The 13,372-nt window shown below is 52.0% G+C and carries 13 protein-coding genes; 3 read left to right on the top strand and 10 right to left on the bottom strand.

Annotated elements, in window-relative coordinates; all coding sequences use genetic code 11:
• Positions 1 to 6: 6 nt before the first annotated feature.
• Positions 7 to 207 (bottom strand): hypothetical protein, encoded by a 201-nt coding sequence (locus B212_RS0107960; protein WP_019910038.1) that lies wholly within the window; start codon positions 205 to 207, stop codon positions 7 to 9.
• A gap of 432 nt (positions 208 to 639) precedes the next feature.
• On the opposite strand from B212_RS0107960, the gene proB reads away from it, so the two are divergent.
• From proB to proC, 3 genes are all read left to right on the top strand, one after another.
• The gene (gene proB, locus B212_RS0107955; RefSeq protein ID WP_019910037.1) at positions 640 to 1,743 is read left to right on the top strand and encodes a glutamate 5-kinase; all 1,104 of its coding nucleotides are present in this window, start codon (positions 640 to 642) and stop codon (positions 1,741 to 1,743) included.
• 216 nt (positions 1,744 to 1,959) lie between these two features.
• Positions 1,960 to 3,207 (top strand): glutamate-5-semialdehyde dehydrogenase, encoded by a 1,248-nt coding sequence (locus B212_RS0107945; protein ID WP_019910035.1) that lies wholly within the window; start codon positions 1,960 to 1,962, stop codon positions 3,205 to 3,207.
• A gap of 27 nt (positions 3,208 to 3,234) precedes the next feature.
• A complete protein-coding gene (gene proC / locus B212_RS0107940; RefSeq protein ID WP_019910034.1) occupies positions 3,235 to 4,107 on the top strand; it encodes a pyrroline-5-carboxylate reductase in 873 nt (290 codons plus the stop codon).
• 131 nt (positions 4,108 to 4,238) lie between these two features.
• Here proC and B212_RS0107935 read toward each other — a convergent pair whose 3' ends face one another.
• The 9 genes from B212_RS0107935 to B212_RS0107895 form a co-directional block, all read right to left on the bottom strand.
• Complete coding sequence (locus B212_RS0107935) at positions 4,239 to 5,009, bottom strand: DnaD domain protein (RefSeq protein ID WP_019910033.1); 771 nt, start codon at positions 5,007 to 5,009, stop codon at positions 4,239 to 4,241.
• Between the two features lie 20 nt (positions 5,010 to 5,029).
• Positions 5,030 to 6,325: an asparagine--tRNA ligase gene (gene asnS, locus B212_RS0107930; protein ID WP_019910031.1), complete on the bottom strand. Its 1,296-nt coding sequence runs from the start codon at positions 6,323 to 6,325 to the stop codon at positions 5,030 to 5,032.
• Between the two features lie 29 nt (positions 6,326 to 6,354).
• Positions 6,355 to 7,557, bottom strand: a complete 1,203-nt coding sequence (locus B212_RS0107925) for an acetate/propionate family kinase (protein WP_019910030.1) — start codon at positions 7,555 to 7,557, stop codon at positions 6,355 to 6,357.
• The gene (locus B212_RS0107920; protein ID WP_019910029.1) at positions 7,554 to 8,426 is read right to left on the bottom strand and encodes a 3-hydroxyacyl-CoA dehydrogenase family protein; all 873 of its coding nucleotides are present in this window, start codon (positions 8,424 to 8,426) and stop codon (positions 7,554 to 7,556) included. The genes B212_RS0107925 and B212_RS0107920 overlap by 4 nt, the downstream gene beginning before the upstream one ends.
• Positions 8,427 to 8,558: 132 nt before the next feature.
• Positions 8,559 to 10,061: an AAA family ATPase gene (locus tag B212_RS0107915; RefSeq protein ID WP_019910028.1), complete on the bottom strand. Its 1,503-nt coding sequence runs from the start codon at positions 10,059 to 10,061 to the stop codon at positions 8,559 to 8,561.
• On the bottom strand, positions 10,054 to 10,596 hold the full coding sequence (locus tag B212_RS0107910; protein ID WP_028530682.1) for a hypothetical protein: 543 nt from the start codon (positions 10,594 to 10,596) through the stop codon (positions 10,054 to 10,056). Before B212_RS0107910 ends, B212_RS0107915 begins: the two co-directional genes overlap by 8 nt.
• Before the next feature lie 233 nt (positions 10,597 to 10,829).
• Positions 10,830 to 11,348: a cell wall elongation regulator TseB-like domain-containing protein gene (locus B212_RS0107905; RefSeq protein ID WP_019910026.1), complete on the bottom strand. Its 519-nt coding sequence runs from the start codon at positions 11,346 to 11,348 to the stop codon at positions 10,830 to 10,832.
• 42 nt (positions 11,349 to 11,390) lie between these two features.
• Positions 11,391 to 12,692 (bottom strand): amidohydrolase, encoded by a 1,302-nt coding sequence (locus tag B212_RS0107900; protein ID WP_019910025.1) that lies wholly within the window; start codon positions 12,690 to 12,692, stop codon positions 11,391 to 11,393.
• A complete protein-coding gene (locus B212_RS0107895; RefSeq protein ID WP_019910024.1) occupies positions 12,679 to 13,332 on the bottom strand; it encodes a redox-sensing transcriptional repressor Rex in 654 nt (217 codons plus the stop codon). The genes B212_RS0107900 and B212_RS0107895 overlap by 14 nt, the downstream gene beginning before the upstream one ends.
• Positions 13,333 to 13,372: the final 40 nt, after the last annotated feature.

Here is a 13,372-nt window from a genome sequence, read left to right as displayed (position 1 = left end):
TGCGGCCTATTTATTATGCTGATGACGGTAAGTAATCAGACGATTCTGCTCATCCGGTATTTTTGCTGTACTCTCGTCGACCTTGCCTTCTTTTCTGGAATCAATGGTATTGTCTTCGACAAACTCCCGAATCACACTGTTCTGAAGCTCGTCTGCCTCTTTGGAATACTGATTCTGATCATGCTGGACATTTTTGTTTGGTTTCAAGATTAGCCACCTCCTGGTACAGATTACAGGTATTGTGCCCGTTCCTCACAAGGATAAACCTCATTTCCACCTCAGCTTTCCTGGCAAAAATATTAGTTCGCCCGCCCTTTGCAAACCCCACTTCTGCATGGTATTCTAAATGACAAATAGTGAAACGTGCAGACGGGACCAGTAAGAACAGGCCTCTATCCGCGAGCAGAGAGTAAATTCCGGCAGGCTGAGAGAATTTACCGCGGTTGGCCCTTCCGAATCCTACCCCCGAGCGGCCTGCCCCGGCAGGACGGAAACTCCCGTTACGAGAATGAAGTCGGATGATCCCTCATCAATGAAGGTGGTACCGCGGAAGTTATTCAGCTTTCGTCCTTTGCTAAGTCTAAGGATGGGGGCTTTTTGTCGTTTTCAGTTTAAACTTAAGAAGGAAGTGAAACTCAAGTGACGACACGAATTGTGGTCAAAATCGGCAGCAGCTCGCTCACCGGTCCCGAAGGCGGATTAAACCGCGAGGCTGTTGCCTTTTTCGCCGCCGAGATTGCCGCACTGCGCCAGGACGGCTGTGAAGTGCTGCTGGTTACCTCCGGCGCGGTGGCAGCCGGATTCCGCGGCATAGGTTACCCCTCCCGCCCCAAGCTGCTGCATGAGAAGCAGGCCGCCGCTGCGGTTGGCCAGGTGATGCTGATGCAGGCTTATCAGGAGGCTTTTGCGGGGCATGGCATCCCTACTGCGCAAATCCTGCTAACCCGCACTGATTTCTGCAGCAGACGGGCGATGAACAATGCCGTAATGACGGTGGAGGAGCTGCTCCGGCAAGGAGCCGTGCCCATATTCAACGAAAATGATACCGTGTCTGTTGATGAGCTCAAGTTCGGCGATAATGATACACTGTCGGCGCTGGTGGCGAATCTCCTGAAAGCATCACATCTCCTCGTTCTGACCGACATGGACGGTGTATACAGCGGAGATCCCCGCAAGCATCCGGATGCCGTCCGCTACCAGCATGTGGAGGAAATTACTCCTGAGATTTATGCAATCGCGGGCGGCGCCGGCTCCAGTGTCGGAACTGGCGGCATGCGCTCCAAAATCGACGCCGCCAAAATCGCCACACGCGGCGGAGTGCCTGTCTTTATCGGCAGAGCCGCAGAACCCGGCGATTTACAGATGGCGGCGGCGGGAAATGGCAAAGGCACATATTTTGCCACTTCATCATCCTCATTGCCTGTTAAGAAACAATGGCTCGGCTTCATGTCCACCCCGCTCGGCTCCATCTATGTGGATGATGGCGCTGTAGAAGCGCTGCTCCATGGCGGTCACAGCCTGCTGCCAGTCGGGGTTAAGCGGATTGAAGGAAACTTCCATTCGGGTGATGTTGTGGAGGTGCTCGGGCCGGATGCCCAGTTGCTTGGCCGGGGGATTGTCAATTATGATGATGCCCAGCTCCGCAGCATTCAAGGTCTGCCAAGCCGCCAGATCGTACCGGTGCTGGGGGAAGTCCACCGGCTGGAGGTTATTCACCGCGATGAATGGATTACACTGCGGTAATTCAGCGGGACAAAACCGGGTTTGCGCTTCCGGTGCAGTACTGTTCGAAGAAAGTATCGCTCACAAAACTTAAGCGAATGCTTCCGAGGCGAGTTTTGTTCGAAGCAAATTCAAGGGAGCAGACGCTCACAAAACTTAAGCTGATGCTTTCGAAGCGGGTTTTGTACGATGTATCCCAAGGAAGTATCGCTCACAAAACTTTTAGGAGGGTTAACCATGAGTGAGGTTGTAAGCAAGGCAACGTTAGCTAAGGAAACTACAGGTGATCTGGCAAGTTTAAGCACCGATCAGAAGAATGAAGCCCTGCTTGTCATGGCGGATGCCCTGGTCCGCGAAGCGCCGTCCATCATTGCCGCCAATAGCGAGGATCTGGAGCGGGGCCGGCTCGGCGGAACACCGGAATCCATGCTTGACCGTCTGGCGCTGGACGCTCACCGGATACAGACCATCGCCGAGGGACTGAAGCAAATCGCCGAGCTCCCGGACCCTATTGGGGATCATCTGGAGACGATTGAGCGTCCCAATGGACTGTATATTGAAAAAATCCGCGTCCCGCTCGGTGTCATCGGCATTATTTATGAAGCGCGTCCCAATGTAACCGTGGATGCAGCAGGCCTCTGCCTGAAGACAGGCAATGCCGTTGTTCTGCGCGGCGGCTCCTCTGCCCTGTCGTCCAACCGTAAGATCGTAGAAGTGCTGCATAACGCACTCGACACAACGGCAATTCCAAAACATGCGCTGCAGCTTATCGAAGACAAGAGCCGCTCCTCCGTAGATCAGATGCTTAAGCTGAACGGACTGCTTGATGTCATTATCCCTCGCGGCGGAAGCTCGCTGATCCAGAACGTTGTGCTTAATGCCACCGTCCCTGTAATTGAAACGGGGGCAGGCATATGCCATACTTATCTCGACGCCAGCGCCGAGCCGGATATGGCACAGCGCATCAGCCTTAACGCGAAGGCCCAGCGCCCCTCTGTGTGCAACTCGATGGAGACTCTGCTTGTGCATCGCGATTATGCCGCCAAGCACCTGCTGTCCTTGGCGGAGGCATTCCGCGAGGTACATGTCGAATTGCGCGGCTGTCCTGAAACGGTACTTCTGGTGCCTTGGGCACTGCCTGTGACCAAGGAGGATTTTGCCACCGAATATAACGATTATATTCTAAACGTCAAAATTGTAGGCGGTCTGGATGAAGCCCTGAGGCATATTGCCGAGTTCAGCACCAAGCATTCGGAATGCATCGTAACCGGGGATGCTGCAAATGCGGCGCGTTTCCTGCAGGAAGTGGATGCCGCTGCGGTCTACCATAATGCCTCGACACGGTTCACTGACGGCTTTGAGTTCGGATTCGGGGCGGAAATCGGAATCAGCACCCAGAAGCTCCATGCCCGCGGCCCTATGGGCCTGCCAGCGCTCACTTCAAGCAAATATATAATTCATGGCTCCGGGCAAATCCGGGGGTAAGTCAATTTATTAGGGGGAATGTCAGTCATGTGTCAGCAACCAGCGATACCATTAATCAATCATAAAATTGTCTTTTACGGGGCGGGCTCAATGGCTGAAGCGATTGTGCGCGGGATGATCGCCCGCAATGTAGTCGAGTCCGGCAACATCGTGATGCTTAACCGCAGCAGCAGCGAACGCCTGGCCGAGCTGCGCAGCCGCTATGGCGTCCAGGGCTGCAATGATCCTGAACAAAAGACGGATCACCTGCGCACAGCTCCGGTCATCGTGCTTGCCATGAAACCCAAAGATGCCGCAGAGGCTCTGCGCGGCTTAGGACCACTGCTCTCACCGGACCAGCTAGTGATCTCCGTTATTGCCGGAATGACGATCCGCACCATGCAGGGACTGCTTGGCACACCGCAGCCTGTGGTACGGACCATGCCCAATACCTCAAGCTCCATCGGTCTTGGAGCAACGGGCATCGCCTTCTCCAAAGAAGTCAACGAGCAGAGCCGCCGGATATCGCTCAATATGTTTGAAGCGGTCGGATTAACCTCCGTCATCGACGAGGACCGGATGGAAATCCTGACCGGAATCTCGGGAAGCGGTCCGGCGTACATCTATTACATGATGGAAGCGATGATAGCCGCAGGCATCCGGGGAGGACTGCCGCCTGAACAGAGCACCGAGCTGACGGTTCAGACTGTGCTCGGCGCTGCCCGTATGGTCCAGCAGACAGGAGAGGAGCCGGCGGTCCTGCGCAAAAAAGTAACCTCACCTGGCGGCTCCACGCAAGCAGCCATTGAGGTTATGGAAAAAGGCGATTTTTTTGAGACGGTAATCGCCGCAGTCAACCGCTGTGCCGAGCGCTCCCGCGAGATGGGCACAACGCTTGAGAAAGAACTTTCGGAGCATTGATATATAAGCATGCAATAAATAAATCCATATAAAGTTAAAAAGATCGCAGCCTTTCCCATTGGGAAAGAACTGCGATCTTTTTGAGTTAAGGCATCCGCCTCATGCTTCTGTTCTCTTCTGCTAGTATCCTTCTACCGTCCGCCGTTGCGGAATTTTTGTGTATAGGCTTTGACGTCCTGGGCATTTTTCACCCGGTTACGCGCCCATTCCAGCAAAATCCGGTCGATATAGCGGAAATGGATCTTGCCGGCGAATACGGACTCCTTCAGAGCAAGCAAAATCAACTCCTCAGGATACCGGTCCTGATCCACCCAGCCGGATATCGTCTCGCATTCCATCGGCGAGAGCGGGCGGCCGAATTCCTTCTCAAAAATACTGAACAGGCTGCGGCTCTCCCCGGCAGCTTTGTCTGCATCGAGAGCTGACGGTCTGCCGTACCCTCCCTCTGAAGCGGAGGCTCCTAAGTGAGGGGCAGAAGTACGGGAATTCGCCACATTGCCGGCAGCGCCCGTCTTACCCCTGGAGACTTCCTGAGCAGCTTCCGCCAAATAGGCGCCAAGCTTGCCATAAAGGCCCGAGAAGTTATAACGCTCATAGTGAATATCTCTCAGCTCGTCGTTATCTTCATCAATACCGATGAAGCCTTCCTTCATGAGCTTCTGCAGCTCTCCGGCGATAGCAGGTATGCTGCGTCCCGTTACAGCCTGCAGCTCCTCCAGTGAAGGAAACTCAATTCCCTCCACCTGGCGGAAGGAGAGCAAATGAATCAGCAGCATAGCTTCACTGCCGGACAGGTTCAACTGCCGGTAGTACTTCAAGAGTGCGTAAGGAATGACGGCCATTCCGTTCTGGAGGCCAAAAGCCACACCTTCGCCCCAGGTACTCCATACTTTGCCGTCCATGCGCGCCCTCCTTTATTTCCTTAAGGATACAGGCGGTACAACGTACGAGGGAACGGAATCGTTTCCCGCACATGATCCAGACCGCAAATCCAGGCCACAGTGCGCTCAAGGCCAAGACCGAAGCCGGAGTGAGGCACGGAACCATACGTGCGCAGGTCCATGTACCATTTATAGGTATCCAGCGAAAGATTATGTTCTTTGAACCGCTCTTCTAACAAAGCCGGATCGTCGATACGCTGTGAGCCGCCGATAATCTCTCCATAGCCTTCAGGAGCAATCATATCCGCACAGAGCACAACCTCAGGACGTTCAGGATGCGGCTTCATGTAGAAGGCCTTGAAGGAGGCCGGATAATGCGTAATGAATACCGGTTTGTCGCTCATTTCGGCAATCGCCGTTTCATGCGGCGCCCCGAAATCATCGCCCCAGGCAATGTCATAACCCTTTTCATTCAGGAATGTAATGGCATCATCATAGGTGATTCTTGGGAACGGAGCTTTGATATTCTCCAGCTTGGAGACATCGCGGCCCACAGCTTCCAGCTCCGCACGGCAGTTCGTAAGCACCGACTGCACCACAAAGCTGATGAAGTTCTCCTGGACGCGCAAGCTTTCCTCATGGTCCGTGAAGGCCATTTCCGGTTCAATCATCCAGAATTCAATCAAGTGGCGGCGGGTCTTCGATTTCTCGGCACGGAAGGTAGGACCGAAGGAATACACACGGCCAAGCGCCATTGCGGCGGCTTCCATGTAGAGCTGTCCGCTCTGCGTCAGATAGGCGTCCTCATCAAAATACTTGGTGTGGAACAGGTTCGTTGTGCCTTCTGCCGAGGTAGGCGTCAGAATCGGCGGATCTACCTTTGTGAAGTCGTTCTGGTTAAAAAATTGCTGAATCGCGCGGATAATCTCTGCACGAATGACCAGCACTGCCCGCTGCTTCGAGGAACGAAGCCAGAGGTGACGGTGATCCATCAGGAAGTCAACGCCATGCTCCTTCGGGGTAATTGGATAATTCTCTGTAAGGTGCAGGACTTCAATACCCGTAACAGTCATCTCGTATCCGGATTGACTGCGCGGCTCCTCACGGATGATGCCGGTCACGTACAGGGAGCTTTCCTGGGTAAGGCTCTTGGCATCTTCCCATACCTGCTCCGGCACTTCCGATTTCACCACAACACCCTGGATATATCCTGTACCATCGCGAAGCTGCAGGAACTGAATTTTACCGCTGGAGCGCTTGTTGTTGACCCAACAGCCGATCACAACGCTCTCTCCCACATGCTCATTCACGTTCTTGATTACACTCTTGTTAGACATTCCAACTAATCTCTCCTCTAATTTAGCCGTTAATTCCCTTGCACAATACGATACGTATCGCGTGCAATGACAAGCTCTTCGTTTGTCGGAACCACGAGCACCTGAACCTTGGAATCAGCCGTTGAGATACGGCGCGGATCACCGGAACGTACCTTGTTAGCTTCAGTGTCCAGTTCAATTCCGAGGAACGTAAGGTTATTCAGCACTTTGGCGCGCAGCACAGCCGCGTTCTCGCCTACACCGGCTGTAAATACAATTACGTCTACGCCGTTCATCGCTGCCGCATAAGAGCCGATATATTTCCGCAAACGGTACTCATACATATCAAAAGCAAGCGTAGAGTTAGGCTCGCCTTTCTCTGCACCATCAATAATATCACGCATGTCGCTGCTGACGCCAGAGATTGCCAAAAGGCCGCTGTGCTTGTTCAGCATGGAATTCACTTCACCAACGGACAGCTCTTCCTTGTTCATTACGTAAGGAACGATAGCCGGATCAAGATCACCGCTGCGGGTACCCATCATCAGTCCTTCAAGCGGTGTCATCCCCATCGAAGTGTCAACAGACAATCCGCCGTCAACAGCAGTTACGCTGGCACCGTTACCGATGTGGCAGGTGATAATCTTCAGATCTTCAAGCGGACGATCCAGATATTCGGCAGCAGCTTTGCTGACGAAATCATGTGAAGTACCGTGCGCGCCATAACGGCGGACCTTGTACTTGTTGTACAGCACTCTTGGGATAGCATACATGTAAGACTTCTCAGGCATTGTTTGGTGGAACGCAGTATCAAAAACAACGACCTGCGGTACGCCAGGCATATTCACTTCAGTTGCCGTAATCCCCATCACTGCAGCCGGGTTATGAAGCGGTGCAAGGTCGAACAACTGGCGGATTTTGTGTTTGGCATCACCGTCAACCAGTGCGGATGCTTTAAAGAATTCGCCCCCGTGAACCACGCGGTGTCCTACAGCATTGATCTCTTCGATGGAAGCAATAACCCCATGCTCCTTGTCGGTCAGACAGGCAAGCACTTTACGGATCGCAGTATTGTGCTCCAGAATTTCACTGACTTCCGTAACTTCCTGCTTGCCGGTAGGCTTATGGTTCAGAATGGAGGAATCCATCCCGATGCGCTCTACCAGACCTTTGGCAAGCACAGACTCATCCGTCATATTGTACAGTTGATATTTCAAAGAGGAACTTCCTGAGTTAATAACTAGAATATTCATACACGGTCACCATCCTTGTCGTACTTGAAGAAGCCTTCGCCCGATTTCATGCCCAGTTGTCCTGCACGCACCATTTTCTTAAGGATGGTAGACGGACGGTATTTCAGTTCGCCGTATTCACGGAACATATTCTCCAGAGCGGCAAGCACCGAATCCAGACCGAAACGGTCAGCCATTTCAAGCGGTCCATGCTGGAACTGGTAGCCGATACGCATCGCATCGTCGATATCCTCCGGGGAAGCGACGCCTTCTTGCAGCAAATGCATAGCTTCGTTAATGAACAGGCAAATGAGGCGTGAAGTTACAAACCCCGGGGATTCGTAAATCAAAACGCCTTTTTTCTCAACAATTTCATCAACAAAAGCTTTCGTATCTTCAAAAGTGCTGTCGGAGGTTTTCAGTCCGCGCACGATCTCAACAAGATTCACCTTCGCTACCGGATGTATGAAATGCATGCCGATGACGCGTTCCGGGTACATTGTAGAGCTGGCAAGCTCCGTCAAGCTTAGCGTGGACGTGTTGCTGGCCAGAATAATGTGGCTCGGACACACCTGATCGAGCTGATTAAATATCATTTGCTTTGCTTCCAGATCCTCGGTAATGGTCTCAATGACCATGTCGCAGGAGCTTAGTTCCGCGAAATGTGTCACTTTTTGGATACGGCTGAGAATCAGTTTCTTTTCTGCTTGGGTGATTGCCCATTTCTCGAGCTGTTTGTCGAGACTTGTCTCGATCATTTCGTAAGAGTAGTCCAGTCTTTCAGTGGTTTTCTCCACCAGCATAACATCCAGGCCTTTGGCTGCCAGCATTTCAGCAATACCTTGACCCATTGTGCCACCGCCGATGACGCCGATTTTCTTAAAATTCATGTAAAAGTCTCCATCCTTTCAGGTATCTATACTTTTGTATTGTACCTTTTCTGTCGTAAAAAATATGTAGCCCGACATATAATAATATCTTAGCATGTCTGAAAAGTAAAAAAAAATAACCGGCATAAATATTTATGCCGGTAAAAGGACGCTGTCACGAAATTGACAACGAAATTGTTCTCCGGACAGAACTTCCTCCTTCATCAAAATGTCAAGGGAGTAGTCAAATACATTCCGCTGCTTTCCGAGCAGCTCATGGGTGCGGAGCATCAAATCGTCCAAAATTTTGCTGTTTTCCTTCATTAATTCCTCTGTGGTAACCATTTGCAGATTGGCAATCCCCAGGGAGGTCAGCCCGGATTTCATCATCGTTTCGACAATATTCAGCGCCTGGTCAAAATCTCCGCGAGATCCGGTGCTTCTGCCGCCGTAGAACATTTCTTCAGCAACAGCTCCGCCTAAAGAAATCATGATCTGATTCTCCAGATAGTCTTTGGTATACAGGTACTGCTCAGTCTGCGGATTATGCCGCACATAACCCAGCGCTTGTCCGCGCGGCGTTAGCGTAACCTGACTGACGCTGCCAGGACGCAGAAGCTCGGCCATAATGGCATGCCCAAGCTCGTGGATAGCCACCCGTTTTTTCTCTTCGTGGTTGGTCTCACGGTCCGTCTTCTCACCCATCATCACCTTGTCGATAGCCATCGACAGATGACGCTGCTCCACTTCCGTCAGATTCTCGCGCATCATGTAGATGGCGGCTTCGTTCATGACGCTTTCGAGCTGGGCACCGGAGAAGCCGTAAGCCTCTTCAGCAATTTTGTCCAGATCCACTTCTTCATGCAGCGGCTTGTTCTGGGCATGCAGGTCGAGAATGGATTTGCGGCCCTTCTTATCCGGCATATCGACCTGGATGTGGCGGTCGAAGCGGCCCGGACGCAGCAGCGCTGAATCGAGCATTTCCTTACGGTTCGTAGCTGCTACAAGCAGAATACGCGGAGTGTCGTTGTTGTAGATCCCATCCATTTCGGTCAGAAGCTGATTGAGCGTCTGATCATATTCGCGCTGCTGTCCGCCTTCACGTTTGCCGCCAATGACGTCAATCTCATCTATGAAAATAATGGCGCTTTGTTTATTTTCTTTGAGTGCGCGGGCCCGGGCATCCTTGAACAGATCGCGGATACGTCCGGCACCGACACCAACGTACATCTCTACGAATTCACTGCCTGATGCGGCCACAAAGACGGAGTTGGTATAATGGGCCGCTGCTTTGGCCATCAGGGTCTTACCGGTCCCGGGAGGGCCTGTGAGCAGAATACCTTTTAGCGGGCGGATACCGAATTTGCTGATTTCTTCATGCCGGATCAGGAAGTCCAGCGCTTCACGCAGCTCCTGCTTCGCATTGTCCTGTCCGCCGATTTCTTCGAAGGTCAGCTTCGCGGGCCCGTTCTTCTTCCGATTCTTGTCGCCTCCGGCGCTGACCGTCATTCCGCCGCGCAGATGGGCAATAAGCAGCAGCGCGCCTACCATACCTGCCGCGATAATAACCGGGAATATATTAACCCCGATAAAAGCCATAAAAATCAGCAGTACAGGAACAAATCCGGCCAAGATCTCTTTCCAGAACTTAGGCATTATTCCACACTCCCATCGTTGCCGCAATGCGTGGCAGAATAATAAACTTGCTTTCTTTGCCATCGCTCAGGCTGACATAAACATTGTTGTCGTCGATTTCGGTTGTTGCCGTCACAGCGCTGTATTTGGAATACTGAACCTTAAGTCCATCCAGCTTAGCAGGTATCAAAGTATATTTATGGCTCTCCATCGCTTCAGCGACCGAGAACATCGCTTGATCCCAATATTCGTCCAGCAAGGGGTTTGAATGCTGCTCCACATCAAGCTTCAAGGTCCGGCCGTCAATAGCCGATTTACCTTCAGTAGATACATACTGCACCAGCTCACGCAATTTTGTACCCGGCTTGAGATCAAGCTTCAAAGTAACCTCGCTCCGATCTATCGAAATATGGGAATTCTTCACTCCCTCATAGGATGACACAATCTTTTGCAACGGCTCCTGAACAGCGAACTGACGATAGGCATACCAGCCGCCAAACAGAAGTGCTGCAGACAGCAAAGACGTTAGCAGTACAGGCATTAGACGTAGTTTCAAGAAACGTCCTCCTCTCAAGGTATGATAACGCGTCACAAGCCAATCCGAATCTTGCATACTATTAAGCTAGTCTGAATACATGAAGTAGTATATCACAGGTGTATATACGATTTCGCAGAAAAGTGTGAATATATTTAAAATTTTCGATACTAATTTCTGGACTTTCGTGTATATAGCAAAACAGCGGGCGGACAGAATACTGTCTCACCCGCTGTTCATATGTTCACGCCTCTCTATCTGTTCGGCAAGCTGTAGCCATCACCGATCGCATTGCCGTCGACAAAGCGGTAAAACTTGAAATAATAACGTCCATCTTGCTTATAAAAAAGCTGCCAGGCATATTCCCCGTTGTACACTCCCGGCAGCAGCCGCTTAATCGTACTCCCGGGAAGCTCCGAGGCTATAATCGAGCGGATCTGCTTCTCGGAGGTTCCTTTGTCCACCTCTTCAGCATACACATCGTTGTTGCCTCCGGCCGGTTTGCCGTCCACGGTAAACCGGACCCAGACCATAAGCTGCTTTCCGGCTTCATTTTTGCCCGTCAGCACCCAATACACCGAATTTTCATCCCAGACCGATTTTTGGGCCTTGGTTACCTCTGTCAAGCCCGCCCTCGCTTTGGCGATATCCTGGGCTGCGCTGCGTTCGTTCCACTGGTCCTTCATAATGTAAGCATAGAACTGGCTTAATCCGAACAGAAGGAGCAGAAACAGGAATATTCCCAGCAGAAGCCATTTTCTCCTCTTCTTCAAAGTACAGCTCCCTCTCCATATAAGTGCTTAAGTCGCGCTAATTTACCGTTTCAGGAGCCCTTCAAAGGTCTCTTGCGCTTTACGGCGGATTTGTTCCTCGTCCAGCGTCAGGCACTCTCCGTTCTTCACAACCTGCTTGCCGTTCACCCAGACATGCGCCACATCCTTCGCACTGGCCGAATACACAACATGCGAGAGCAGATCAGAATGCGGAAGCAAATGCGGCTGATCAATATCAACGGCAATGAAGTCGGCCTTCATCCCCGGGGCGAGCCGGCCTATATTGTTCAGGAAAATGGACTGTGCGCCGTATTCTGTCGCCATCATGAGCGCTTCCGGGGCCGGAACCGCAGTCGGATCACCGCTGACACCCTTGTGGATTAGTGCGGCCAGACGCATCTCCTCGAACATATCCAGATTGTTGTTGCTTGCTGCCCCATCGGTTCCGAGTGAGACCTTAACACCTGCACGCAGCAGCTCCGGTACGCGGGCAACCCCGCTGGCCAGCTTCAGGTTGCTGCCCGGATTATGGGATACACCGACGTTGTAGCGGGCAAGGATCTCGATCTCCTCATCATTCAAATGCACACCGTGAGCTACAAGGGACGGGCGTGTGAACATGCCGAGCTTCTCCAGATGCGCTACCGGACGCAGGCCGTAATCTGCAGCATTCTGTTCGACCTCGCGCCGTGTCTCGGACATATGCGTATGCATCGGCAGGTCCAGATCATGAGCCGCCTGCACGAATTTTACGAAAAAGTCCGGAGGGCAGGTGTAAGGCGCATGCGGCGAAATCATCGCCGTAATTCTTCCGTCAGCCTTGCCGTGCCAATTGCGGGCAAACTCAACCGCTTCCGCCAGCTTATGATTCTGCACCTCTTCCGGGCATAGGCCGATTACGCCGCGCATCAGCACAGCACGGATACCCGACAGCTCCGTAACCTCCGCGACCCGGTCCATATGATCATACATGTCCAGGAAGGTGGTTGTCCCGCCCTTAAGCATCTCCAGCACAGACAAGGAGGTTCCCCAGTAGACATCCTCTCCGGTGAATTTTTCTTCCATCGGCCACATTTTTTCCTGCAGCCAGCTCTGAAGAACCATATCATCCCCATAGCCGCGCAGCAGCGACATTGCCGTGTGTCCATGTGTATTCACAAGACCCGGCATGAACAGCAGACGGCTGCCGTCTATAGTGTGTGTATCAGCTTCAAGAGCAGGCTTCTCTTCCCCTATGTAAGTGATAAAATCATTTTCTATGGTCATATAACCGCTCAGCACCGGCTTAGCCGTTCCCGGAACCAGAAAACGTCCGTTGATAATAACTGTCTTATTGCTGCTCATCTTCCACTTCGTCCTTTCCATCATGCAAATAATAAGCCAGGCTCTGCAAATCAGTTGTAAAGTCAGCGGCATGAACGCGAATATTGGCCGGGGTCTTCAAAATGACCGGTGCAAAATTCAGGATCGCTTCAATGCCTGAGTCTATCAGGATGTCAGCCACGTTCTGAGCTTCGCTGTCAGGCACCGTGATAATTCCGATACGGATTCCCTGTTCACGGATCGTGCTGCCCAGCTCCTCCATGGGCTGTACGGTAAGGGAGTTAATCATCTGCCCCACCTTGGGTGCAAAGGAATCAAATACCGCGGTGATTTTCATGGTGTCCTTCAAATAAGCATTGTAATTGGATAAAGCGTGTCCAAGGTTACCGGCTCCCACAAGCGCCACGTTGATTTGCTGGTCCAGCTTCAGAATATGGCGGATCTTCTCAATCAAATAAGACACATCATAACCGATGCCTTTTCTGCCGAAATCACCAAAATAGGCCAAATCCTTGCGGATCTGCGCCGGATTAAGATCGAGCTTCTGCCCCAGCTCCTGAGAAGAGACGGTGGGAATTTCACGCTTCTGGAGATCGTTCAGGAACCGCAGGTACACAGGGAGTCTGCGAACGACGGCCTCTGATATTTTATCTGATTTCATATTTTCTCCTCCTCAAAGTTTTGTTAGCATTTGACTTCCT

Origin of the sequence: Paenibacillus sp. HW567 (genome assembly GCF_000374185.1) — a bacterium.
GTDB lineage: Bacteria > Bacillota > Bacilli > Paenibacillales > Paenibacillaceae > Paenibacillus_AQ.
Note: the sequence above shows the minus strand (reverse complement) of the source record. Positions and strands in the feature narration are given on the sequence as shown.

Excerpts from the sequence above, each read along its gene's own strand:
- B212_RS0107935 (WP_019910033.1), bottom strand. The coding sequence starts at position 5,009 with ATGGACGGCAAAGTATGGAGTACCTGGGGCGAAGGTGTGGCTTTTGGC.
- B212_RS0107920 (WP_019910029.1), bottom strand. The coding sequence starts at position 8,426 with ATGAATTTTAAGAAAATCGGCGTCATCGGCGGTGGCACAATGGGTCAA.
- B212_RS0107895 (WP_019910024.1), bottom strand. The coding sequence starts at position 13,332 with ATGAAATCAGATAAAATATCAGAGGCCGTCGTTCGCAGACTCCCTGTG.
- asnS (WP_019910031.1), bottom strand. The coding sequence starts at position 6,325 with ATGTCTAACAAGAGTGTAATCAAGAACGTGAATGAGCATGTGGGAGAG.
- B212_RS0107925 (WP_019910030.1), bottom strand. The coding sequence starts at position 7,557 with ATGAATATTCTAGTTATTAACTCAGGAAGTTCCTCTTTGAAATATCAA.
- B212_RS0107915 (WP_019910028.1), bottom strand. The coding sequence starts at position 10,061 with ATGCCTAAGTTCTGGAAAGAGATCTTGGCCGGATTTGTTCCTGTACTG.
- proC (WP_019910034.1), top strand. The coding sequence starts at position 3,235 with ATGTGTCAGCAACCAGCGATACCATTAATCAATCATAAAATTGTCTTT.
- B212_RS0107945 (WP_019910035.1), top strand. The coding sequence starts at position 1,960 with ATGAGTGAGGTTGTAAGCAAGGCAACGTTAGCTAAGGAAACTACAGGT.
- B212_RS0107900 (WP_019910025.1), bottom strand. The coding sequence starts at position 12,692 with ATGAGCAGCAATAAGACAGTTATTATCAACGGACGTTTTCTGGTTCCG.